Consider the following 23,524-nt stretch of genomic DNA (forward strand, 5'->3'; position numbering starts at 1 on the left):
GACCGACAGTTGCGAAATTCCCACACCCGTCGGTCGGCCCTTTCACGCAGAAAGCCGTAGCGGGCGGACCGACAGCTCCGCGCCCGCCCCCGCCCCCGCCCCGCCCGGTCAGTGCCCGCGCGCGATCCACTCCTCGCGGTGCGGCGCCTCCGCTCCGATCGTCGTCGAGTCGCCGTGGCCGGTCCGGACCACCGTCGCGGCGGGCAGCGTCAGCAGGCGCTCCGTGATCGAGTCGATGATCGTCGGGAAGTCGCTGTACGAGCGGCCGGTGGCCCCCGGCCCGCCCTGGAAGAGCGTGTCGCCGGTGAACACCGTGCCGAGCGCCTCGGCGACGAAGCAGACGGCGCCGGGGGTGTGGCCCGGGGTGTGCCGCACCTCGAGCTCGACGCCGGCGACGGGCACGATCCGCCCGTCGACCAGACCGCCGCTCGGGGCCGTGCCGGGGTGCACGGCGTCCCACAGCATCCGGTCGGCCTCGTGGAGCAGCACCGGGGCGCCGGTCGCAGCGCGGACTCCCTCGACCGCGTCGAGGTGGTCGTCGTGCCCGTGGGTCAGCAGCACGGCGAGGAGTCGGCGCTCGCCGACGGCCGCGAGGATCGCGTCCGCGTCGTGGGCGGCGTCGATGACGACGCACTCGGAGTCGTCGCCGACGATCCAGACGTTGTTGTCGACATCCCAGGTGCCGCCGTCGAGGCTGAAGGTGCCGCTCGTGACGAGCTGCTCGATCCTCGCGCCCATCAGAGCACCACCACCGAGCGGAGCACGTCGCCGCCGGCCATCGTGGCGAAGGCCTCCTCGACGTCCTCGATCCCGATCCGCTCGCTCACGAACTCGTCCAGGGGCAGTCGGCCCTGGAGGTAGAGGCCGGTCAGCATCGGGAAGTCCCTCTCCGGCAGGCAGTCGCCGTACCAGCTCGACTTCAGCGAGCCGCCGCGGCCGAAGACGTCGAGCAGGGGGATCTCGAGCGTCATCTCGGGAGTCGGCACCCCGACCAGCACCACGGTCCCGGCGAGGTCGCGGGCGTAGAACGCCTGGCGCCAGGTCTCGGGGCGGCCCACGGCGTCGATGACGACGTCCGCTCCGAAGCCGTTCGTCAGGGCCTGCACCGCCGCGACGACGCCCGCCTCGTCGAGGCCGCTGGAGTCGATGACGTGCGTGGCGCCGAGCTTCTCGGCCGCAACCAGCTTCTTGGGGTCCCGGTCGATCGCGATGACCGTGCCGGCGCCCGCGAGAGCGGCGCCGACCACGGCGGCCGTGCCGACTCCTCCGCAGCCGATGACCGCGACGGAGTCGCCGCGCGTCACGTTCCCGGTGTTCATCGCCGCGCCGAGGCCGGCCATGATCCCGCAGCCGAGCAGGCCCACCGCGGCGGGGTCCGCCTCCGGATCGACCTTCGTGCACTGCTTCGCGTGCACGAGGGTCTTCTCGGCGAAGGCGCCGATCCCGAGGGCGGGGCTGAGCTCGGTGCCGTCCTCCAGGGTCATCCGCTGAGTCGCGTTGAAGGTGTCGAAGCAGTACCAGGGCTCGGCCCGGGTGCAGGCCCGGCACTCGCCGCAGACCGCGCGCCAGTTGAGGACCACGAAGTCGCCGACCGCGACATGGGTGACTCCCTCTCCGATCGCGCTGACCCGTCCGGCCGCCTCGTGACCGAGGAGGAAGGGGAAGTCGTCGCTGATCCCGCCCTCGCGGTAGTGGAAGTCGGTGTGGCAGACACCGCAGGTCTCGATGTCGACCACGGCCTCGCCCGGGCCCGGATCGGGGACGACGATGTCGACGAGCTCCACGGGAGCGCCCTTCGACCGGGCGATGACGCCGCGCACAGTGGTGGGCATGGGGGCTCCTTCGACGGGGGCGTGCAGGTCCGCTCCACAGTAACGACCGCGGGAGGCGGGTGCGCCGGGTGGACGCGGGCGCTCCCGCCCACTCCGGGGCCGGGCCGCCCGCCTCGCGGACCGCGACCCTGACAGTCGGTAGGGTGCGGGCCATGCGCACTCTGTACCCCGAGATCGAGCCCCACGACTCCGGGATGCTCGACGTCGGCGACGGCCACTCGCTCTACTGGGAGGTCTCGGGCAACCCCGAGGGCAAGCCCGTCGTGTTCCTGCACGGCGGCCCCGGAGCCGGCACCTCGCCCGCCCACCGGCGGCTGTTCGACCCCGAGAAGTACCGCATCGTGCTGTTCGACCAGCGGATGTGCGGCCGCTCCACCCCGCACGCCGGCGAGCCGGAGGCCGACCTCTCGACCAACACCACCTGGTACCTGGTCGCCGACATCGAGCGCCTCCGCGAGCACCTCGGCGTCGAGCGCTGGCTCGTGCTCGGCGGCTCCTGGGGCTCGACCCTCGCCCTCGCCTACGCCGAGACCCACCCCGAGCGGGTCAGCGAGATCGTCCTCCGCGGGATCTTCACCCTCCGGCGCGCCGAGCTCGAGTGGTTCTACGAGGGCGGCGCCGCCGCGGTCTACCCGGACCTCTGGGAGGGCTACACCTCCGTCGTCCCGGCCGGCGAGCGGGGCAGCCTCATCGAGGCGTACTACCGCCTGCTCCACGACGCGGACCCCGCCGTGCACGGCCCCGCCGGTGTCGCCTGGACCACCTGGGAGGCGTCGACCATCACCCTCCTGCAGAAGCCGGAGCTGATCGCGGACTGGTCCGATCCCGTCTTCGCGCTCGCCTTCGCCCGCATCGAGAACCACTTCTTCGTGCACAGGGGCTGGTTGGAGGAGGGGCAGCTGATCCGCGACGCCGGCGTCCTCCGCGACATCCCGGCCGTCATCGTGCAGGGCCGCTACGACATGTGCACCCCGGCCTTCACGGCCTGGGACCTGCACCGGGCCTGGCCCGAGGCCGACTTCCGGATGATCGCCGACGCGGGCCACGCCTTCGACGAGCCGGGGATCCTCGACGCGCTGATCGAGGCGACGGACCGCTTCGCGTCCTGACGGGCGGGGCGGTCCGCGCCTCGCGGCCGGGATGCCCGGGCGCCCGTGCCTGAGCGTCCCGCGCCCGGTGCCGTCGTGTCCCGGGAGCGGGTCTACCCTGATCAGATGCGCGCGGACGACGCCTCCGGGATGGAGGACTGGCCCACCGGCCGGCTGCTCTCCACCGCCTCCCGGATGGTCGAGCACGCCTGGCACGGCGCCCTCGCCGAGATCGGCCTCACCCACGCCGGTCTGATCGTGCTGCACCTCCTGCAGGCGGGTCCCGTCGCGCAGAAGGAGCTGGCCGCCGCGGCCCACGTCGAGGTGCAGACCATGTCGCGCACCATCGAGCGCCTCGAGCGCGAGGGCCACGTCTCGCGCACCACGGATCCGTCGGACCGCCGCCGGCAGCTCGTCGCGCTCACCGACGTGGGCAGCGAGGCCTGGCGCCGGGCGCACCGCCTCGAGGTCGACATGTTCCCGGGCTCGCTCGAGCACGGCCCCCTGCGCGAGGCGCTGCTCGAGATCATCCGCTCGGCCAGCGAGTCGCGCTGGGGCTGACCGCAAGCCCGAGCGGAGCCCGTCCGCGGAGCGCTAGCTTCGTCGGCATGACCTTCAACGACGACTCCCAGCTCAGCGGCGGCAAGGTCCGCCGTCGCGGCCGCACTACCGGCATCGCCGTCGGCGGGGGCGCGGTGGGCGTGGTCGTGCTCGCGCTGCTCTCGCAGCTGCTCGGCGTGAACCTCTCGGGCCTCGGCGAGGTGTTCGGCGGAGGCGGGTCCTCGCCGGAGGGCGTCACCTCCACCGCGGTGGCCTGCGACAGCGGCGCCGACGCGAACACGCAGGTCGACTGCCGCCTCGAGGGTGCGGCTGAGTCGCTCGACCGCTACTGGGGCGAGCAGACTCCGACCCTCGGAGTCGCCTACACGACCCCGACCGGCGTCGACCTGTTCGAGGACAGCACCACCACCGGCTGCGGGAGCGCGACCGCCGCGGTCGGCCCGTTCTACTGCCCGCCGGATCGGACGATCTACCTCGACACCGACTTCTTCGACGAGCTGCGCACCCGGTTCGACACCTCGGGCGGATCGCTCGCGCAGATGTACATCCTCGCCCACGAGTGGGGCCACCACATCCAGAACCTGACCGGCGCGATGGAGTCGGCGGACCGCTCCGGCACCGGCCCCGAGTCGGACTCGGTGCGCCTCGAGCTGCAGGCCGACTGCTTCGCCGGCGCCTGGGTGGGCGACGCCTCGACGGTGCCCGACGAGACCGGCACGCCCTACCTCAAGCCGGTGACGGCGCAGGAGTACCAGGACGCGCTCGGCGCCGCGGCCGCCGTCGGCGACGACCGCATCCAGGAGCAGGCCACCGGCACCGTCGATCCGGAGGGGTGGACGCACGGCTCGGCCGAGCAGCGCCAGCGCTGGTTCCAGGCCGGCTTCGAGGGCGACGCCACCAGCTGCGACACCTTCGCGGCCGCGCAGCTCTGACCGGGCGCCGCTGAGGGCTCCTCGCCACTCCCTGGGGACCCGCGCGGGTCAGGACACGGAGTCGGCCGGCTCCTCCATGTACCACTCGGTGAACGAGCGCGCCCGCCCGTCGGGGGCGAAGCGGATGACCCAGAGGTTCAGGTAGGTGCGGTCGCCCGGATAGACGGTGCGCGCCTCTACCACGGCGGTCTCCTCCGTCAGCGCGACCAGGCCCCACGCGAAGGTCGGGTCGGCGGGCTCCTCCTCCGCCAGCCACCACTCCACGATCGCGTCGCGCGGAGTGATCGCGTCGCGGTGCGGCGCCGTGAAGTACTCGGCGTCCTCGGTGAACAGTGCGGCCACATCGGCCGCGTCGTCCGTGGCCCAGGCCTTCTCGTAGCGGGCGATCCAGCTCTCGATGTCGATCATCCGCCCATCCTCGTCCTGCCCGACGCGCGCGGGAAGGAGAAGGAGGGAACAAAGCGGCGCCCCGCGCCGTTGAGCCCCGAGCCGGTCGAAAGCAGAGCCGAGCGATACGATCCCGCCGACGACGGCCCGCCCGCCGCCGCGGTCCGGGTGCGCGTCCGCCGCCGACACGAAGGACCGCCGTGCCCGACTCCGACAGACGCTCCCTGACCCGCTCGCCGGACCCGCGCCTCATCACCGCCGTCCTCGCCTTCGCGGGGATGAGCGCCTCCTTCATGCAGACGCTGGTCGTCCCGATCCAGTCCGAGCTGCCGACGCTGCTCGGCGCCGACCGCACCGAGACCGCGTGGGTGATCACCGCGACGCTGCTGAGCGCCTGCATCCTCACCCCGGTCTCGGGCCGCCTCTGCGACCTCTACGGCAAGCGGCGGATGGCTGTGGCCGCGCTGGTCGTCCTCGTGATCGGCTCGATCGTGTGCGCCTTCGCGGGCGACGTGTGGACGCTGGTCGTGGGCCGGGCCCTCCAGGGCGCGGTGATGGGCGTCATCCCGCTCGGCATCTCGATCCTCCGCGACACCCTCCACCGCGACCGGCTCCCCGGCGCGATCGCCCTGGTCAGCGCGACCCTCGGCATCGGCGGCGCGCTCGGCCTGCCGCTCAGCGCCCTCATCGCGCAGAACACCGACTGGCACGTCCTGTTCTGGATGTCCGCGGGCCTCGGCGTCCTCGACATCGTCCTCGTCCTCCTGGTCGTGCCGGTGTCGACGCTGCGCTCGCCCGGCACCTTCGACGTGGTCGGCACGATCGGCCTCGCCCTCGGACTGAGCGGCGTGCTGATCGCCGTCTCGCGCGGCAACGACTCCGGCTGGACCAGTCCCGCGATCCTGGGCTCCGGCCTCGGCGGCATCGCCGTCCTGCTCCTCTGGGGCTGGTGCGAGCTGCGGCAGGAGAGCCCGCTCGTCGACCTCCGGGTGGCCGCCCGCCCCGCCGTCCTCTTCACCAACCTCGCCTCGGTGGCGGTCGGCTTCGCGTTCTTCGGCGCCCAGATCACGCTGCCGCAGCGCCTCGAGCTGCCGACCGCGTCCGGCGTCGGCTTCGGCCTGAGCCTGATCGTGGCGAGCCTCGTGCTCGCGCCCTCGGGCCTGGCGATGATGGCGACGTCCCCGCTCGCCGCCCGCCTCTCGGCGCAGTCCGGGCCGCGGCTCGTGCTGATCGCCGGCTCCGGGCTGATCGCGGTCTCGTACCTGCTGATCCTCCCGTTCGGCGGCGAGGTGTGGCAGATCCTGGTGATCAACGCCCTCATCGGCGTCGGCCTGGGCCTCGCCTACGCCGCGATGCCGACGCTCATCATGCACGCCGTCCCCGCCTCCGAGACCGCCGCCGCGAACGGGCTGAACTCGCTGATGCGCACCCTCGGCACGACGCTCTCCTCCGCCGTGACCGCGGGCGTGCTCGCGCAGCTGACCGTGTCGGTCGGCGACGTGCAGCTGCCGAGCTCGCAGGGCTTCGAGACCACGTTCGTGATCGGCGCGATCGGAGCGCTGGTCGCCGTCGCCCTCGGCCTGCTCATCCCGCGGGCGCCCCGACCGGAGGCGCGACCCGCTCTGCCCTGACCGGCCCGCGCGTCGTCGGCCGCGAGTGCTCCTCGCCGAGGAGACCTGGTCGCGGCCGGCGACGCGCGTCCGCTACTCGTCCTCGAGCAGCATCCGCTCGATCTGCAGCTCGCGCAGCCGCGTCGAGGCCTGCAGGTTCTCGCGCGCGGCGAGCACCAGGCGGCACAGCAGCACCAGCAGGACGATCGCGAGCACCGCGACCGCCGTCACGACGACTCCGTACAGCGCGGTCAGGACTCCCCAGGTCTGGATCATCCCTCGACGCTACGGAGCCGCACCCGCCCTCGCGTCCCCCGCCCGACGGAGTGCGCGGGGCGAGGCGAGCGACCTGTGCAGGGGCAGCGGACGCGCAGAGCCCGGCCCGCGACGGCTCAGCCCGCGAACGCCCCGCGGTACGCCCGCGCCGGGTGCGTCGCCGGCAGCTCGTCCGTCCCGAACAGCTTGCGGCGCAGCGTCCCCTCGGCGTACTCGGTCTGCGCGAGGCCCCGCTCCTGGAGCACCGGCATCACCCGGTCGACGAACTCCTCGTAGCTGCCGGGCAGGATCCAGTTGACGACGTTGATCCCGTCGATCCCCGCGTCGCGCCAGCCCGCCAGGTGGTCGGCGATCTGCTCGGGAGTGCCGACGACCCGTCCGCGCAGCTTCGCCGAGAGCCGGGCCAGGTCGCGGACGGTCGGCTCGCGGTCGGGGGAGGCGTCCCGGATCCACTGCAGGTGGCTCTGGCCGGCGTAGGTCTCGATCGCCGAGAGCGGCAGGTCGGGGTCGAGCTTCTCGCCCGTCGCCGGGTCGAAGCCGAGGTTCGAGTGCACGAGGAAGGCGTCGGAGGAGAGGTACTCGTCGATCTCGCGCTCAGCGCGTCGCGCCTCCTCCTCCGTGTCGCCGGTGATGAAGGAGAGCCCCAGGTAGAAGGAGGGCGCACCCGCTCCGCGACCGGCCGCCGCAGCGAGGGCCCGCGTGTCCTCGATCAGCTCGCGGGTCTTCTCCGGCGACCCCGAGAACACGAACTGCGCCTCCGCGTTCCGCGCGGCGAAGCGCCGGCCCGCGGGGGAGGAGCCGGCCTGGAAGAGCACGGGGGTGCGCTGCGGCGACGGAGCCGAGAGGTGCGGCCCCTGCACGCGGTAGCGCTTCCCGACGTGGTCGATGCGGTGGATGCGCGCCGGGTCGGCGAAGGAGCCGCTCTTGTCGCGCAGGAGCGCGCCGTCGTCCCACGAGCCCTCCCACAGCTTGTAGACCACGTCGAGGTACTCCTGCGCCCAGGCGTAGCGCTCGTCGTGCTCCTCGAGCCGGTCGTAGCCGAAGTTGCGGGCCGCGCCGTCGAGGGCGCTGGTGACGATGTTCCAGGCGATCCGCCCCTTCGAGAGGTGGTCGAGGGTCGAGACCTTCCGGGCGAAGTCGAACGGATGCGACTGCAGCACCGAGCTCGTGAATGCGAAGCCGAGGTGCTCGGTGCTCACCGCCAGGGCCGAGAGCAGCACGGACGGGTCGTTGCTGGGCAGCTGCAGCCCCTCGCGGGCGTTGACGTCCCAGTCGCCGTCCGCCGGACCGTAGAGCCCCGCCACGTCGGCGAAGAACATCGCGTCGAAGCGGCCGCGCTCCAGCGTCCGGGCGAGGTCGATCCAGAGCTGCACGTCGTCGAACTCGTGCTGCCTGGCGTCGGGGTGGCGCCAGAGGCCGTGCTGGATGTGGGAGGCGGTGTTCATGACGAACGCGCAGAAGCGCAGCGGGCGGGGCTCGGTGATCACGCTCCCAGGCTAGGCCGGGCGCCTCCCACCGGTCTCGAACGACTCCGCGCGTAGGGTGTCCGACTGTGGAATCCCGCATCCCCGAACCCGCGCACGCCGTCCCTCCGCTGACGGATGCCGTCGCCGAAGCGCTCGACGCCACCACCGTCGCCGAGATCCGCGCCCTGCGCGACGACTTCGCGCGCTTCATGCTCCAGTACAAGTTCGGGATGGACGAGATCGTCACGAAGGTGTCGATCCTGCAGGAGGAGTTCCGCGAGCTGCAGGAGTACAACCCGATCGAGCACGTCACGAGCCGGCTCAAGTCGGCCGACAGCCTGATCGAGAAGATCGAGCGCAAGGGCTGCGAGACGACCTTCGAGGGCATCGCCGACGCGATCACCGACATCGCCGGCGTGCGGATCACCTGCAGCTTCGTCTCGGACGTCTACCGCGTCTTCGACCTGCTCACCTCGCAGTCCGACGTGACGGTGCTCGAGGTGAAGGACTACATCGCCGAGCCGAAGGAGAACGGCTACAAGAGCCTGCACGCGATCGTCGAGGTGCCCGTGTTCCTCTCCGGCGGATCGGTCGACGTCTGCGTCGAGGTGCAGTTCCGGACCATCGCGATGGACTTCTGGGCGAGCCTGGAGCACAAGATCTACTACAAGTACGACCGCCAGGTCCCGCAGGAGCTCCTCGACGGCCTCGCCGACGCGGCCCGCACCGCCGCCACCCTCGACGCCGACATGGAGCGCCTCCACCGCCAGGTCCGCGGCCCGCTGCCCGGGGCGCGCACCTACGACGTCTGACGCGCCGCCCCACGCCCCCGATCGGGCCGCCCCGACTCCTGCCGATCGAGCACCCCGCGCAGCGGGCCTCTCGAGATCCCCCTACGGAGTCAGCAGCGGCAGCAGCGCCAGCAGCAGCACCGCGGAGCCGTTCAGCGTCGCGTGCGAGACGATCGCCGCTCCGAGCCGCCCGGTGGTCGTCGCGATCCAGCCGTGCGCGAGTCCCGCGGTGACCGTCGTCACGCCGAGCGTCACGATCGTCGCCGGGTTCACCATCTGGTGCCCGTGCAGCAGGGCGAAGACCGCCGTGGACGCCAGGATGCTGAACACCATCGCCCAGACGCGGCGGCCGCGGGTGGGCGCCGACTCCGCGGAGCCCCGGAGCATCCGGTTCCGCACCGCGCGCATCACGACGCCGCGGCAGAGGACCTCCTCGACCAGCGGCGCGACGACGACGGGGATGAGGACCGAGCTCAACACGAACCACAGCGGATCGGGGTCGATGTCGAGGTTCCCCTGCGCGTCCTGGAGGAGCGGAGCGAACGCGGCGAGCACGAACAGGATCACGACGCGCACCGCGATGCCGAGCCCGATCCCGATGGGCACGTCGATCCAGCGGAACCGCAGCCCGAAGTCGGCCGCCATCGTGCCCAGCCCGCGCAGCCGAGACGCCGCGAACGGGACGATCAGCGCGACGAGGTAGCTCGCGAGCGCCCCCGCGAAGGCGAGTCCGGCGGAGTAGGGGAGCACGCCGAACCCGAACAGCAGGATGAGCACGGCCAGCGGCAGGACGATCCCGACGATCGTGAGCACGGCGGTCGGCAGGCCCCAGCGGACCCGAGGATCGGGCAGGTAGAGGAGGGAGGAGTAGGGCGCGTGGACCGAGGGGAGGGGCTCGGCCGGCCACGACGTCGTCGCAGCGGAGTCGGGCGCGAGCGTCGCGGGATCGGGCGGCGGGAAGGCGTCGGGTTGCATGGCCGGGCCAGCCTACGCAGACCGCCTGGACGGGATCCGGGGCCGCAGTCGCTGCCCGGCGGGGTCCGGACTGGCAGGACGGGCGCACGTAGCGGATCGCGGCGGCGGGGACCTCCGGGTACGAAGAAACCCCCGCCATGTAGAAGCTAGGCGAGGGTTCCAGTGGCTCCGACGGGCGTCGATCCCGTGACCTCACGATTTTCAGTCGTGCGCTCTACCAACTGAGCTACAGAGCCGTTGCGACGTGATGTCGCTGGAGAGGTGATCTCCTGAAAAAGGCCCTTCCTCTCGGAAGGGCCTCTTTGCGACCCTGACGGGACTTGAACCCGCGACCTCCGCCGTGACAGGGCGGCACGCTAACCAACTGCGCTACAGGGCCTCGTTGCGAAGACAAGCATACTGCCTTCGAGGCTGTTCTATTTTCACGCCCCGACCCTCTCGAGCCGGCGCACTTTCCGGTGGTGCTGGTACTTCTGGTGGTGCTGGTAGTACCGACCCATCCGTGACCCCAACGGGATTCGAACCCGTGCTGCCGCCGTGAAAGGGCGGTGTCCTAGGCCACTAAACGATGGGGCCGGAGACTCGCGGGGCGACCCTGCGGCCGACCCCCCATGACTACCGACACGCAAGCATAGGGGGCCGCGGCGCAGGATGCAAAATCGACGGTTCCGCAGGCGGCGTGCACCCCGTCCGGGGTTGACCCGGGTCTAGGAGATCGGGCAGGGCCGCGGTTAGGGTGGGGCGGAATCGCTCTTCCCCCCACCCGCGCGCCGGAGCCGCACCGCCGCGGAGGGAGGGCCCCCTATCCCCGAGGTCCCATGCCCCACTCCCTGCGCCGTCCGCGTTCCGCTCGCCTCCCCGGCGCGCCGCGACTCGGGCGACTCCGAGGTGCTGCCCTGGCCTCCGCCGTCGTCGCGCTCGTCGCCGGCCTGCTCGTCGCCACTCCCGCCCAGGCGGTCGAGTACCCGTCGTGGGCCGACGTCGAGGCGGCGAAGGGCGACACCGCCGCCGCGGCCGCTCAGGTCGACCGGATCACGTCCCTGATCGGCGACCTCCAGAGCGAGGTCGCCTCCGCTCAGCAGCTCGCGCAGCAGCGCGGCGACGAGCACTTCGCCGCTCAGCAGGCGTTCGACGAGGCCTCGGACCAGTCGAAGAAGCTCGAGGACCGGGCCGCCGCCAGCGCCGAGGAGGCCGACAAGGCCTCGCAGCAGGCGGGCCTCCTCGCCGCGCAGCTCTACCGCAGCACCGGCACCGACCTGTCCGTCAACATCTTCCTCGACCAGAAGGCCGGCCAGGCCGACCAGCTGCTGTCGAAGATCGGGAGCATGACCAAGCTGGTCGAGCGCTCCTCCGCGATCTACGAGCAGGCCAGCACCGCCCGCAACACCGCGTCGTCCCTCGCCGACCAGGCCGAGGTCGCGCAGACGGAGCGCGAGCGCCTCCGCGTCGCCGCCGAGCAGAAGCTGGCCGAGGCGACCGCCGCTCAGGAGGCGTCCGAGGCCGCGCTCGCCGAGCAGCAGGAGCAGAGCGTCGTGCTCGAGCAGCAGCTCGCCGCGCTCCGCGACACCGAGTCGAAGACCGTGGCCGAGTACGAGGCCGGCGTCGCCGCCCGCGAGGCCGAGCGCCTCCGGAAGCTCGCCGAGGAGGAGGCCGCCCGCCAGGCCGCCGCCCAGGCCGAGGCCGCGCGCCGCGAGGCCGCTCGGGCCGCAGCCGCATCCAGCGGCGGCAGCGGTGGCGGTGGCGGGTACGTCGCCCCCTCGGGCGGCGGCGGCTCCAGCGCCGTCAGCGACTCCGGCTGGGTCCGCCCTGCCGGAGGCCGCATCACCGGCACCTTCGGCCCGCGCGACAGCATCTCGACCGGCGGAGGGTCCTCCGGCTCGTACCACCGCGGCACCGACCTCGCGGGCGGCTGCGGCATCCCGATCTTCGCGGCGCACAGCGGCACCGTCTCCTACGCGGGCCCCAACGGCACCTACGGCAACTGGGTTCTGATCGACCACGGCAGCGGCATCAGCACCGGCTACGCCCACATCATGTCCGGCGGGATCTTCGTCCGCGTCGGCCAGCAGGTCCAGGCGGGCGAGCAGATCGCCGCCGTCGGCTCGACCGGCGCGTCCACCGGCTGCCACCTGCACTTCGAGACCCGCGTCAACGGCTCCGCCGTCGACGCCCAACCTTTCATGGCCCAACGAGGAGTCACCCTTGGCTGACGCACAGACGACCGCACGCACCTTCACCCCGGCACCCCGGGAGCGCGCCTGGAAGGGCCGCCTCCCGCTCGTCATCTCCGCCGCCTTCGCGGTCACGGCGGTCACCGCGTCCCTCGGCATCACCCCGGCCCTCGCCGACGACGCGAAGTACCCCTCGTGGGACGACGTGCAGAACGCCAAGAAGGACGAGGCGAGCAAGCAGGCCGAGATCGACTCGATCACCGGCCTCATCGCGAGCCTGCAGACCGCGGTCGACGAGAAGTCGATCACCGCGATGAAGAAGGCCGAGGCCTGGCGCCAGGCCAAGGAGGCGCTCGACGCCGCTGCGAAGGCCGTCGCCGACCTCGAGGAGAAGGCGACCACCGCCTCCGCCAAGGCCCAGACCTCGAAGATGCGCGCCGGCCTGCTGGCCGCGCACCTCTCTCGCGCCGCCGGTGGCGACCTCTCCGCCAGCCTCGTGGCCAAGGGCAAGGACGCGGGCGACCTGCTCTACCAGCTCGGCGCGATGTCGCAGCTCTCGGAGCAGTCGCAGAAGGTCTACGCCGACGCCCTCGCCGACAAGCAGAACGCGGAGTCGCTCGGCGACCAGGCCGACCGCGCCGTCACCGAGCACCAGGCGCTCTCGGACGAGGCCGACGCCGCCCGCAAGGACGCCGACGCGGCCGCCGAGTCGGCCCGCGCGTCGCTCTCGGCGCAGGAGGAGAAGTCGCAGGAGCTGGTCGCCCAGCTCGCGCTGCTGAAGGACTCCTCGGTCGAGGCCGAGACCCAGTACCTCGCGGGCGAGCAGAAGCGCCAGGCCGACGAGGCCGCCGCTCAGGCGCAGGCCGAGGCGGAGGCCGCCGCTCAGGCGCAGTCCACCGCCCGCTCCGCCCAGCAGCAGTCCTCGGCGCAGGCCGACACCGCCGCCCCGTCGCGTCAGACCGCGTCCCTCCCGCAGCCCGCCGCGCCGCAGCCCGCGCAGCAGCAGCCCGCTCCTGCTCCGGCCCAGCCCGCTGCTCAGCCGATCGCCCAGCCGGCGGCTCAGCCGCTCCCGCAGCCGGTCACCGCTCCGGTCCTGGTGCCGACCAGCGGCGCCGTCGAGAACGCGATCTCGTACGCGATGGCGCAGCTCGGCGAGGAGTACGTCCTCGGCGGCATGGGCCCGGACCAGTGGGACTGCTCGGGCCTCACCAAGGCCTCCTACGCGTCCTCGGGCATCTACATCGGCACCCACTCGGCGACGAACCAGTACAACACGATGGCTGGCGCCGGCAAGCTCGTCCCCTACAGCCAGCGCCAGCGCGGCGACCTGATCTTCTGGGGTGGCGGCGGGGACTACTACCACGTGGCCATCTACCTCGGGAACAACCAGATCATCGAGGCCGCCGACTACGGCAAGCCCGTGCGCATCTGGAACACCTGGGGCACGCCCGCCGGCATGGTCGGCCGCCCGGCCGCCTGAGCCGCGGCCGCACCGCGAAACGAGAGAACCCCCTCCTGTCGAGACGACGGGAGGGGGTTCCTTCGTTGATGCGAGGGGTCAGTGACCCTCTTCGGCCAGCTTCTTGATGCCGTCCTGGACGATCTGCTCCGCCTCGGCGGCGTCGCCCCACGCGTCGACCTTGACCCACTTGCCGGGCTCGAGGTCCTTGTAGCGCTCGAAGAAGTGCTTGATCTCGTTCTTCGTCTGCTCCGGGACGTCGCCGATGTCCTGGATGTGCTGCCAGCGCGGGTCCTTCGCGGGGACCACGATCACCTTCGCGTCGGAGCCGGCCTCGTCGCTCATGTTGAGCACGCCGACCGGGCGGACGGAGACGCCCACGCCCGGGAAGACGGGGTACTCGAGCAGCACCAGCGCGTCGACGGGGTCGCCGTCGAGGCCGAGGGTGTTCTCGAAGTACCCGTAGTCCGTCGGGTAGACGAAGGAGGTGAAGAGCACGCGGTCGAGGTAGACGCGACCGGTCTCGTGGTCGACCTCGTACTTGTTGCGGCTCCCCTTGGGGATCTCGACGACGACGTCGTATGCGGCCATGCTCTCTCCTTGAGTCGGTGGCGCCGTGAGCGGCGCATCGGCGGACGGATCGGCCTCCGGAACGCTCGCGCGGGTGCGCGCGCGGGAGGGGCGGATCGCTGGCATTACGTTACTTGATGTGCCCGATCGCCCCCGCCTGACCCCCGCCGTCGCCGATCTGCGGCGGGCGGTGCGCGAGAGCCTCGACGGGCTCGACCCCGGAGCGCTCGTGCTGGTCGCGCTGAGCGGGGGAGCGGACTCGCTCGCGCTCGCGGCGGCGGTCGCCTTCGAGGCCCCGCGGGGCGGGAGGCGGGCCGGCGCGGTGATCGTCGACCACGGGCTGCAGGAGGCGTCGGCGGAGGTCGCGCGGCGGGCCGCGGAGCAGGCGCACGGGCTGGGGCTCGCGCCGGTGCTGCGCGAGGTGGTGACGGTGTCCGCCGAGGGCGGTCCGGAGGCGGCCGCCCGCAGCGCGCGCTACCGAGCCTTCGACGACGCGCTGACCGCGACGGGCGCCGCCGCGATCCTCCTGGGCCACACCCTCGACGACCAGGCCGAGACGGTGCTGCTGGGGCTGGCACGAGGAGCCGGTGCGGCCTCGCTGCACGGGATGGCGCCGGTGAGCGGGCCGCTGCGTCGGCCGATTCTGGGCCTGCGGCGCGAGACGACCCGCCTCGCCTGCGCCGACCAGGGGCTCGTGCCGTGGGACGACCCGCACAACGACGACCCCCGCTACTCGCGGGTCCGGGTGCGGAACCGCGTGCTGCCCGTGCTGGAGGACGAGCTCGGGCCGGGAGTGGCCCAGGCTCTGGCGCGCACGGCCGAGCAGCTGCGGGAGGACGGGGACGCGCTCGACGCGCTCGCCCTCGACTGGGCGCTCGAGCTGGTGGGCCAGGACGAGGCGGGGCACGTCACGGTCGACGCGCGCGGGCTCGCCGCGGACCCGCCGGCGCTGCGGCAGCGGATCATCCGCCTGGTCGTGGCGAACGAGTTCGGAGTCGCGCTCTCGCGCTCGCAGACGCTGGCGGTCGCCGCGCTGGTCACCGACTGGCACGGCCAGAAGGGCGTCGACCTCCCCGGCGTCCTCGCCACCCGCCGCGGCACCACCCTCGTCTTCGCACCCGCGGCACCCTGACCCCGTCCCCGCGACGCCGGTCCCCGCGCGACGCCCGACCCCTCCCCGCGAGACGCCGCTCCGGCACGCGACTCGCCGACGGGGGTGTACCGGAGCGGACATTCGCGGAGGGGAGACGGGGGCCGGTCACCCGTAGAGTGGCCGGGTGGAAGCAGCCGACATCGCCGACGACATCACCGAGGTCCTCTACACCGAGGCCGAGATCCACGAGCGGATCCGCGACCTGGCCCGCGCCATCGAGCGCGACTACGCGGGCGAGAACCTGCTCATCGTCGGGGTGCTGCGCGGCGCCGTGATGGTGATGGCCGATCTGGCCCGCGAGCTCAAGCTCGACATCGTCATGGACTGGATGGCCGTCTCGTCCTACGGGAGCGGCACCAAGTCCTCCGGCGTCGTGCGGATCCTGAAGGACCTCGACTCCGACATCACGAACCGCAAGGTGCTGATCGTCGAGGACATCATCGACTCCGGCCTCACGCTCTCGTGGCTGCAGGGCAACCTCCGCAGCCGCGGCGCCGAGTCCGTCGAGATCTGCGCGCTCTTCCGCAAGCCCGCGGCCGCCAAGGTCGAGGTCGACGTGGCCTACGTCGGCTTCGACATCCCGAACGAGTTCGTGATCGGCTACGGGCTCGACTACGCCGAGCGCTACCGCAACCTCCGCGATGTCGCCGTCCTCGCCCCGCACGTCTACGAGTAGCCCCGCGGACACCGCGCAGGAGAGCCTCGAGCGGCTCTTCGCGGTGCCGCTGCTGGGCTACCACATGAGCTACCCGACCTCGCTGCGGGCCGACCTCGAGTTCAACTACTGGTGGCTCGCGCACGCGATCGACGCGGCCGTCGACGCCTTCGAGCGCACGGGCGACGAGGCGCACCTGGAGCGTGCCCGGCGGATCCACCGTGCGATCCGCCTCCGCAACGGCGGGTGCCTGGTCAACGGCTACTTCGACGACATGATGTGGCTCGGCGGCGCGCTCGCCCGCCTCGGGGAGGCCTCCGGCGACCCGCGCTTCCTCGACCGGGCCGACCGCCTGTGGCGCTTCGCCGTCGCGAAGGGCTGGAACCTCCGGCACGGGGCGAGCCTCGCCTGGCGCCGCCGGCAGCTGGACTACAAGAACGCGCCCGCGAACGGCCCGTTCGCGATCCTCGGCGCGCGCCTGGAGCGGCTGCGGCCCGACGGCCGGGAGGAGCTCTCGCGCGCCGCCCTCGACTGGATGCACGTGCGCCTCCGCGACGACGACACCGGCTTCGTCGCAGACGGCATCGGCCGCGAGGGAGGTTCCGCGCGCGACGACTGGGCCTTCAGCTACAACCACGCCGTCTACATCGGCGCGGCGCTCGCCCTGCACCGCCTGCGGCCCGACCCCCGCCTGGTCGCCCACGCCTCCCGCACGGCCGAGGACCTGCTGGACCGGCTCGCCCCCGACGGCGTCTTCGTCGACCAGGGATCGGGGGACGGCGCCCTGTTCGGGGGCATCGCCTACCGGCACCTCGTCGACCTCGCCACGACGGCCGGAGTCGCGCCCGCGGTGGCGGCTCGCGTCCGCGGCTTCGTCGCCGGCAGCGTCGCCGCGCTGCAGAGCTCGAGCGTCCGCCGCGGGGTGCTGCTGGCCGGGCCCCGCTGGGACGCGCCTCCGTCGCTGCCCGCCACGCTCTCGGCCGAGATCGGCGCCGTGCTCGCCCTGGAGGCGTCAGCGCGACTGGACCGGTCGCCGGTGCCGTCAGACTGACGGGGTGAAGGCACCCGAGAAGCGCACCGTCGCCGTCGTGATCAACCCGAGCAAGTTCGACGACGTCGGCGCCGCGGAGGACCTGGTCGCGACGATCGCGCGCCGCCACGGCTGGAACGAGCCGCTCTGGTTCGAGACCAGCCCGGGCGACTCCGGTGCCGCCGCGGCCCGCGCCGCACTCGAGGCGGGCCCGGACCTGGTCTGCTCGATGGGAGGCGACGGCACCGTCCGCGCCGTCGCCACGGTGCTGCGGGGGACCGGCGTCCCCTACGGCCTGCTGCCCAGCGGCACGGGCAACCTCCTCGCGCGGAACCTCGGGATCCCGCTCGGCTCGCTGCCCGAGGCGGTCGAGATCGCCCTGCTCGGGCAGGACCGCACCATCGACGTGGGCACGGCCGCGTTCGACGACGGCGAGGAGCGGGTGTTCATGGTGATGGGCGGGGTGGGCCTGGACGCCGAGATCATGGACAAGACGGACGAGGAGCTGAAGAAGCGGGTGGGCTGGGGCGCCTACTTCGCGGCGGGCGCGCCGGCGATGTTCAAGGCCGGATTCGAGGTGACCCTCACGATCGACGGCGCGGAGGAGCCACCGCAGCGCTGCTTCATGGTGCTGGCCTGCAACTGCAGCTCGGTGGTCGCGAACATCGAGCTGGCCGCAGGAGCCGTGCTCGACGACGGCGACCTGGAGCTGGTGCTGCTGCGTCGGCGCTTCGGCCTCGCGCTGGATGTCGCGACCGGCAACCGCAACGGGCTCGCCTCGCTCCGGCAGTGGCCCGGCCGCGAGTTCTCGTTCGAGCTCGACCAGCCGGTGCTCGCCGAGCTGGACGGCGATCCGGTCGGCCGCACCCGCTCCGGGCGCTTCGGCGTGGATCCGGGCGCCCTGCTCGTGCGCCTGCCGGTGCCGACGCCGCGGAGCCCGGGACTGACTCCGCACGACTCGGTGATCGTCGACACGTCCGCCATCGCGACGCTGCTCCCGGAGCCGCCCTCCTCCTGACGCTTGCGCGCTCTTCTTTACGGTTGTAAGTTATCTGACGGACGTAAAGAAGGCGCTCCTCGCGCCGGGAAGAAGGACCCCGTGACCGATCCGCGGCTCACCCGCTCGCGCGAGCTCCTGCTCACCGCGATCACGACGGCACTCGACCGCCCGGGCGACGACCAGCCCTCCATCACGGAGCTCTGCGGCGCCGCGGGCGTCAGCCGCCCCACGTTCTACCAGCACTTCGGCGATGTGCCGTCCCTGATCGAGGCCGCCGCGGTGGAGCGGATGCACGCGCTGTTCGGCGACGTCGCTCCCGGCACCGCCCCCGCCGACTGGGAGGGCGCGGTCCCCCGCATCGTCCGCGGGCTCCTCGAGGGCCTGCTCGTGCACGCCGACTTCTACCGCCGCGTGCTGAGCGGAGGCACGGCCCGCGCCGTGCAGGAGTCGGTCGTCGCGTTCCTCGCGCAGCGGCTCCTCGCCTTCTCGCCCCTCGCCGAGCGCGGATCGGGCGGCGGCGACCATGCCCGCGTCGAGCGCTTCGCCGTCCTCCTCGCCGCCGGCACCACCTGGCTTGTCGTCGGCTGGCTCCTCGACGGCGACGCCCGCCGTCCCGCGGCCTCGGCCTCCGCCGACATCGCCGAGCTCCTCGTCACCGGAGTCGCCTCGCCGCGGCTCGCCGCCCTGCACTCCACGAAGTAGAAGGACCATGACCACCTCCCCGCTCCGCCGCGCCCTGCGCGCCGTGAACCCGCGCCTCGTCGTCGTCTTCGCCGCGATCGCGCTCATCCCGCTGATCTACGCGGGACTGCTGACCTCGGCCAACCTCGATCCCACGCACCACCTCGACACGGTGCCCGCCGCGATCGTCAACGAGGACACCGGCGCGACCGCCTCGGACGGCTCCGCGCTCGCCCTCGGCGACGACCTGACCGAGCAGCTCACCACCGACACCTCCGGCTCGGACTTCGCCTGGACGGCGACCGGTGCCGACGAGGCGTCCCGCGAGCTCGCCTCCGGCGACGTCCTCGCCGTGCTGACGGTGCCGGCCGGCTTCTCGGCCGACGTCGCCTCCGTCGGCGGCGACGACCCCGCCGCGGCCGTGCAGGCGAAGCTGTCGATCGAGACGAACGACGCGGCCAACCTGATCGTCGGCAACATCGCCTCCACTATCGGCACCACCGTGACGAAGACGCTGGAGGAGAAGGTCGGCGCGACCTACCTCGAGAACGTCTACCTCGGCTTCACCGACGTGCACTCGAGCCTCGAGCAGGCGGCCGACGGCGCCGCTCAGCTGGCGGACGGCGCCGGGACCGCCGCGTCCGGCTCCTCCGAGCTGGTCGTCGGGCTCGCGCAGCTGCAGGACGGCACCGCGCAGCTGGCGACCGGCGCCGACTCCCTCCGCTCGGGCGCGGGGAGCGCGGCCTCCGGAGCGTCCGACCTCTCGTCGGGACTCCAGCGGATCGCGAGCGGGACCGGTCAGCTGCCCGACCAGGCGGCGGCGCTCGACACGGGAGCCCGCACGGTCGCCGACGGCGCCCAGCAGCTCGACGGCGGAGCGGCGTCGCTCGCCTCGGGCGCCGCCGACCTCGTCGCGGGGTCGTCGACCCTGAAGGACGGCGCGGCCTCGGCGGCGTCCGGCGCCGCGGCGCTGGCCACCGGGTCCGCCTCCCTCTCCGACGGAGCGGGGAAGGCCCTCGCAGGAGCCCAGCAGCTCGCGACCGGCGCGGGAGCGCTCGCGACCGCCACTCCGGGACTCGCCACCGGAGCGACCGGAGTCGACTCCGGCCTCGCCTCCCTGCTCTCTCTGTACGACTCGCTGTCCGACGCCCAGCGCGTGGCCGAGCTGACCGCCCTCGAGGAGGGTGCGGCCGCCCTCGCGGGCGGAGCCGCCTCGGCGGACGCGGGCGCGCAGACGCTCGCCTCCGGTGCGACCGCGCTCGTCGGCGACGACGGCAGCGGACTGACGGCGCTCGCCGCCGGTGCCGCCACGGTCTCGAGCGGAGCCGCCGACCTCGCGACCGGCACCGCCGCTCTGTCCACCGGGGCGACCTCCGCCGCCGACGGCGCCCAGAAGCTGCAGACCGGTGCGCAGGCCCTCGCCCAGGGAGCCGCGACCCTCGACGGCGGAGCCGCCCAGGTCGCCGGCGGAGTGGACACCCTCTCCGGCGCGGTCGGCCCGCTCACCAGCGGGATCGCCTCCGCGGCCGCCGGCGCCTCCGACCTCGCCTCCGGGACGGCCGCCCTCGCGACGGGCGCGTCGGACCTCGCGGACGGCGCCGAGACCGCCGCGACCGGCTCGGCCGACGCGGCCACCGGTTCGCTGGACCTCGCCGACGGGATCGACTCCCTCGCCTCCGGATCGCGCACCCTCGACACGAAGCTCTCGGACGGCGCGGACGACGTGCCCACCTACACCGGCGAGCAGGCGCAGGAGCTCAGCACCGTCGCGGCCGCCCCGGTCGGGATCGACGCCGAGCGGATGAACCGCGTGCCGTCCTACGGCTACGGCCTCGCGCCCTACTTCATGGCCCTCGCGCTCTGGGTCGGCGCGCTCGCCTTCTACCTGATGAGCGCCCCGCTCAGCTCCCGCCTCCTCGCCACGCGCCGGCCCGCCTGGGTCATCGCGCTGCGCAGCTACCTGCCCGGCGCGCTGATGGCGGTCGCCCAGGGCGTCCTGGCCGCGCTCGTCATCCGCTTCGGAGTGGGCGTCGAGGCGTCGAACCTGCCCGGGCTGATCGGGATCGCCGTGCTCACGAGCCTCACCTTCGTGGCGATCAACCAGGCGCTGATCGCGCTGCTGGACGCCCCGGGCCGGTTCCTGGCGCTGCTGATGATCGTGCTGCAGCTGTCCTCGGCCGGAGGCACCTACCCGGTCGAGACCGCGCCCGCCTTCTTCCAGGCCATCCACGGGGTGCTGCCGCTGACCTGGACGGTGGAGGCGTTCCGCTCGCTGATCGCCGGCGGCAGCATCGGAGTCGCGCACGCGGTCCTGGTGCTCGTGCTCTGGCTGGTCGGGGCGCTCGCCGTGACCGTGCTGGCCGCCGCCCGCCGCCGCCGCGGCCTCGTGCCCGCCCTCCGCGACCCGGAGCCCCTCCTCGAGTCGGCCTGACCCGGCCGGGCGGTCCCGGTCCGTCCGCGCCTGCTGCCCCTCGTCGCGGCACGCCCCGCCCCGACACCTTCGCCCCCTCCGAGACCGCAGTAGTCGTCGCTGTCGAGCCCGAGTGCGACAACTCCTGCGCTCTCGCGGCGCGTCCCTACCGCCGAAGCGCCGATCCCCGCGACCTCCACCCACAATGCAGAGGACGCGGACCGGGAAACGCGTGTCAGCGTTTCCCGGCAGTCCGACGAGACCCGCTCTGCGGAACGCACCACCTCGCGAAGCCGACCGCGCGCGGGGATGCGGCCCGCCGCATCCCCGCCAGACGACACAGCCCGCGGCCGTTCGGCCCACGGCGAACGCGTGGGCGGCGCTCAGAGTGCGGGAGGTAGCCTGGCAGGCACAATCTCCTCGTCAGAAAGGCGCCGGGTGTCGCACCCGCAACAAGCATGAACGTGAAGCGCATCTTCCGGGGTCCCATCCTCTACGTCGTCCTGGCGATCGTCGCGGTGTGGATCGGCTCCTCGCTGATCACCATGTCCGGCTTCCGGCCGGTCACGACGCAGGAGGGTCTCGACCTCCTGAAGGACGGCAAGGTCGACTCGGCGAAGATCGTGGACGGCGAGCAGCGCGTCGATCTCACGCTCAAGCAGGCCGACGGCGACAACGGCACGCAGGTGCAGTTCTACTACGTGGCCCCTCGCGGCGCGGAGGTCGTCGACGCGGTGTCCGCGGCCGATCTCGGCAGCACCGGCTACAACGACGAGGTCCCGCAGACCAACTGGTTCCTCTCGGCTCTCGGCTTCCTGCTCCCCATCCTGCTGATCGGCGCGTTCTTCTGGCTGATGCTCTCGGGCATGCAGGGCGGCGGCAACCGCGTCATGCAGTTCGGCAAGTCGAAGGCGAAGCTCGTCTCGAAGGAGTCGCCCAAGGTCACGTTCGGCGATGTCGCCGGCGCCGACGAGGCGATCGAGGAGCTGCACGAGATCAAGGAGTTCCTCAAGGAGCCCGCGAAGTTCCAGGCCGTCGGCGCCCGCATCCCGAAGGGCGTCCTGCTCTACGGCCCTCCCGGCACCGGCAAGACCCTGCTGGCGCGCGCGGTCGCGGGCGAGGCGGGCGTCCCCTTCTACTCCATCTCCGGATCGGACTTCGTCGAGATGTTCGTCGGCGTCGGCGCGAGCCGTGTCCGCGACCTGTTCCAGCAGGCGAAGGAGAACTCGCCGGCCATCATCTTCGTCGACGAGATCGATGCCGTCGGCCGCCACCGCGGCGCCGGGATGGGCGGCGGTCACGACGAGCGCGAGCAGACCCTCAACCAGCTGCTGGTCGAGATGGACGGCTTCGACGTCAAGACGAACGTCATCCTGATCGCGGCGACGAACCGCCCCGACATCCTCGACCCCGCACTGCTGCGTCCGGGCCGCTTCGACCGCCAGATCGGCGTCGACGCCCCCGACCTGCTCGGCCGCAAGCGGATCCTCGAGGTCCACGGCCGCGGCAAGCCGCTCGCCGGCGGAGTCGACCTCGAGGTCGTCGCCCGCAAGACCCCGGGCTTCACCGGCGCCGACCTGGCCAACGTCCTCAACGAGGCCGCGCTGCTCACCGCCCGCTCCAACGCGCAGCTGATCGACAACCGCGCGCTCGACGAGGCCATCGACCGCGTCATCGCGGGGCCGCAGCGCCGCACGCGGGTCATGCGCGATAAGGAGAAGCTGATCACCGCCTACCACGAGGGCGGACACGCTCTGGCGGCGGCGGCGATGCGCCACACCGACCCCGTGACCAAGGTCACGATCCTTCCGCGCGGTCGCGCCCTCGGCTACACGATGGTGCTCCCGCTGGAGGACAAGTACTCCACGACCCGCAACGAGCTCCTCGACCAGCTCACGTACGCGATGGGCGGCCGCGTCGCGGAGGAGATCGTCTTCCACGACCCCACCACCGGAGCGTCGAACGACATCGAGAAGGCGACCTCCATCGCCCGCAAGATGGTCACCGACTACGGCATGTCCGCGAACGTCGGAGCGGTCAAGCTCGGCCAGTCGTCGGGCGAGATGTTCCTCGGCCGCGACATGGGCCACCAGCGCGACTACTCCGAGCAGATCGCCGAGACGGTCGACGCCGAGACGCGCCAGCTCATCGAGCAGGCGCACGACGAGGCGTGGCAGGTCATCAACGACAACCGCGACATCCTCGACCGCCTCGCGATGGAGCTGCTCGAGAAGGAGACGCTCGACCACGACCAGCTGGCCGAGATCTTCAAGGACGTCCGCCGCATCGACGAGCGCCCGCAGTGGCTCTCGAGCGACAAGCGCCCCCTGTCCGACCTGCCGCCCATCGCGGTCCCGGTCGCCAAGGCGCCGATCGACTCGGGTGCGACCGACGGGGGAGTCTCCTCCGCCGGTGCGGACGGGGTCGCGCCGAAGCGTCCGCCGCTGATCAACCCGCGCCCCGCGACGGCGTAGCGC

21 protein-coding genes and 3 tRNA genes are annotated in these 23,524 nt (G+C 72.8%); 14 read left to right on the top strand and 10 right to left on the bottom strand.

Annotated features, from left to right (window positions below; genetic code table 11):
• Positions 1–108: 108 nt before the first annotated feature.
• Positions 109–738 carry an MBL fold metallo-hydrolase gene (locus tag C5C36_RS07395; protein ID WP_104262335.1) on the bottom strand — a complete coding sequence of 210 codons (630 nt, stop codon included), beginning with the start codon at positions 736–738 and terminating at the stop codon, positions 109–111.
• On the bottom strand, positions 738–1,832 hold the full coding sequence (locus tag C5C36_RS07400; protein WP_104309492.1) for an S-(hydroxymethyl)mycothiol dehydrogenase: 1,095 nt from the start codon (positions 1,830–1,832) through the stop codon (positions 738–740). The genes C5C36_RS07395 and C5C36_RS07400 overlap by 1 nt, the downstream gene beginning before the upstream one ends.
• 152 nt (positions 1,833–1,984) lie before the next feature.
• Here C5C36_RS07400 and pip point away from each other — a divergent pair, with 152 nt between their 5' ends.
• From pip to C5C36_RS07415, 3 genes are all read left to right on the top strand, one after another.
• On the top strand, positions 1,985–2,941 hold the full coding sequence (pip, locus tag C5C36_RS07405; RefSeq protein WP_104226020.1) for a prolyl aminopeptidase: 957 nt from the start codon (positions 1,985–1,987) through the stop codon (positions 2,939–2,941).
• A gap of 105 nt (positions 2,942–3,046) precedes the next feature.
• The gene (locus C5C36_RS07410) at positions 3,047–3,481 is read left to right on the top strand and encodes a MarR family winged helix-turn-helix transcriptional regulator (protein ID WP_104247849.1); all 435 of its coding nucleotides are present in this window, start codon (positions 3,047–3,049) and stop codon (positions 3,479–3,481) included.
• A gap of 47 nt (positions 3,482–3,528) precedes the next feature.
• Positions 3,529–4,413, top strand: coding sequence for a neutral zinc metallopeptidase (locus C5C36_RS07415; protein WP_104224400.1), 885 nt, complete (start codon positions 3,529–3,531; stop codon positions 4,411–4,413).
• A gap of 48 nt (positions 4,414–4,461) precedes the next feature.
• Here C5C36_RS07415 and C5C36_RS07420 read toward each other — a convergent pair whose 3' ends face one another.
• Positions 4,462–4,821, bottom strand: a complete 360-nt coding sequence (locus C5C36_RS07420) for a nuclear transport factor 2 family protein (RefSeq protein ID WP_104247847.1) — start codon at positions 4,819–4,821, stop codon at positions 4,462–4,464.
• A 179-nt stretch (positions 4,822–5,000) separates the two neighbouring features.
• Between C5C36_RS07420 and C5C36_RS07425 the strand changes: the two genes are divergently transcribed.
• Positions 5,001–6,431, top strand: a complete 1,431-nt coding sequence (locus C5C36_RS07425; protein WP_258072221.1) for an MFS transporter — start codon at positions 5,001–5,003, stop codon at positions 6,429–6,431.
• Positions 6,432–6,503: 72 nt separating this feature from the next.
• Here C5C36_RS07425 and C5C36_RS07430 read toward each other — a convergent pair whose 3' ends face one another.
• The gene (locus C5C36_RS07430) at positions 6,504–6,686 is read right to left on the bottom strand and encodes a hypothetical protein (protein ID WP_104224402.1); all 183 of its coding nucleotides are present in this window, start codon (positions 6,684–6,686) and stop codon (positions 6,504–6,506) included.
• A 116-nt stretch (positions 6,687–6,802) separates the two neighbouring features.
• Positions 6,803–8,131 carry an NtaA/DmoA family FMN-dependent monooxygenase gene (locus C5C36_RS07435; protein ID WP_374953130.1) on the bottom strand — a complete coding sequence of 443 codons (1,329 nt, stop codon included), beginning with the start codon at positions 8,129–8,131 and terminating at the stop codon, positions 6,803–6,805.
• A 230-nt stretch (positions 8,132–8,361) separates the two neighbouring features.
• Between C5C36_RS07435 and C5C36_RS07440 the strand changes: the two genes are divergently transcribed.
• Entirely contained in the window at positions 8,362–8,964 is a 603-nt protein-coding gene (locus C5C36_RS07440; protein ID WP_104234325.1) for a GTP pyrophosphokinase family protein, read from the top strand.
• Between the two features lie 81 nt (positions 8,965–9,045).
• Here the strand turns inward: C5C36_RS07440 and C5C36_RS07445 are convergent, their stop codons facing one another.
• From C5C36_RS07445 to C5C36_RS07460, 4 genes are all read right to left on the bottom strand, one after another.
• Positions 9,046–9,918: a CPBP family intramembrane glutamic endopeptidase gene (locus C5C36_RS07445; RefSeq protein ID WP_104309493.1), complete on the bottom strand. Its 873-nt coding sequence runs from the start codon at positions 9,916–9,918 to the stop codon at positions 9,046–9,048.
• A 163-nt stretch (positions 9,919–10,081) separates the two neighbouring features.
• Positions 10,082–10,154: transfer RNA gene (locus C5C36_RS07450), tRNA-Phe, on the bottom strand.
• Between the two features lie 69 nt (positions 10,155–10,223).
• Positions 10,224–10,297, bottom strand: a tRNA-Asp gene (locus C5C36_RS07455).
• A gap of 124 nt (positions 10,298–10,421) precedes the next feature.
• Positions 10,422–10,494 (bottom strand) — tRNA-Glu (locus C5C36_RS07460).
• A 242-nt stretch (positions 10,495–10,736) separates the two neighbouring features.
• Here C5C36_RS07460 and C5C36_RS07465 point away from each other — a divergent pair.
• A complete protein-coding gene (locus C5C36_RS07465; protein ID WP_104261161.1) occupies positions 10,737–12,128 on the top strand; it encodes a peptidoglycan DD-metalloendopeptidase family protein in 1,392 nt (463 codons plus the stop codon).
• Entirely contained in the window at positions 12,121–13,569 is a 1,449-nt protein-coding gene (locus tag C5C36_RS07470; RefSeq protein ID WP_258072222.1) for a C40 family peptidase, read from the top strand. The genes C5C36_RS07465 and C5C36_RS07470 overlap by 8 nt, the downstream gene beginning before the upstream one ends.
• A gap of 78 nt (positions 13,570–13,647) precedes the next feature.
• Here the strand turns inward: C5C36_RS07470 and ppa are convergent, their stop codons facing one another.
• Positions 13,648–14,139 carry an inorganic diphosphatase gene (gene ppa / locus C5C36_RS07475; RefSeq protein ID WP_068255683.1) on the bottom strand — a complete coding sequence of 164 codons (492 nt, stop codon included), beginning with the start codon at positions 14,137–14,139 and terminating at the stop codon, positions 13,648–13,650.
• 118 nt (positions 14,140–14,257) lie between these two features.
• On the opposite strand from ppa, the gene tilS reads away from it, so the two are divergent.
• From tilS to ftsH, 7 genes are all read left to right on the top strand, one after another.
• A complete protein-coding gene (tilS, locus tag C5C36_RS07480; RefSeq protein WP_104309494.1) occupies positions 14,258–15,250 on the top strand; it encodes a tRNA lysidine(34) synthetase TilS in 993 nt (330 codons plus the stop codon).
• Positions 15,251–15,395: 145 nt separating this feature from the next.
• Positions 15,396–15,947 (top strand): hypoxanthine phosphoribosyltransferase, encoded by a 552-nt coding sequence (hpt, locus tag C5C36_RS07485; RefSeq protein WP_104224109.1) that lies wholly within the window; start codon positions 15,396–15,398, stop codon positions 15,945–15,947.
• Complete coding sequence (locus C5C36_RS07490) at positions 15,913–16,977, top strand: glycoside hydrolase family 76 protein (RefSeq protein ID WP_104309495.1); 1,065 nt, start codon at positions 15,913–15,915, stop codon at positions 16,975–16,977. The genes hpt and C5C36_RS07490 overlap by 35 nt, the downstream gene beginning before the upstream one ends.
• Positions 16,978–16,981: 4 nt before the next feature.
• Positions 16,982–17,974 (top strand): diacylglycerol kinase family protein, encoded by a 993-nt coding sequence (locus C5C36_RS07495; protein WP_104309496.1) that lies wholly within the window; start codon positions 16,982–16,984, stop codon positions 17,972–17,974.
• Positions 17,975–18,055: 81 nt separating this feature from the next.
• Positions 18,056–18,658 carry a TetR/AcrR family transcriptional regulator gene (locus tag C5C36_RS17565; protein WP_104248069.1) on the top strand — a complete coding sequence of 201 codons (603 nt, stop codon included), beginning with the start codon at positions 18,056–18,058 and terminating at the stop codon, positions 18,656–18,658.
• A 7-nt stretch (positions 18,659–18,665) separates the two neighbouring features.
• Positions 18,666–21,068, top strand: coding sequence for a YhgE/Pip domain-containing protein (locus tag C5C36_RS07500; protein WP_181133789.1), 2,403 nt, complete (start codon positions 18,666–18,668; stop codon positions 21,066–21,068).
• 437 nt (positions 21,069–21,505) lie between these two features.
• Positions 21,506–23,521, top strand: a complete 2,016-nt coding sequence (gene ftsH / locus C5C36_RS07505; RefSeq protein ID WP_104309498.1) for an ATP-dependent zinc metalloprotease FtsH — start codon at positions 21,506–21,508, stop codon at positions 23,519–23,521.
• Positions 23,522–23,524 lie beyond the last annotated feature (3 nt).

Origin of the sequence: Rathayibacter sp. AY1G1, assembly GCF_002932095.1 — a bacterium.
Classification (GTDB): Bacteria; Actinomycetota; Actinomycetes; order Actinomycetales; family Microbacteriaceae; genus Rathayibacter.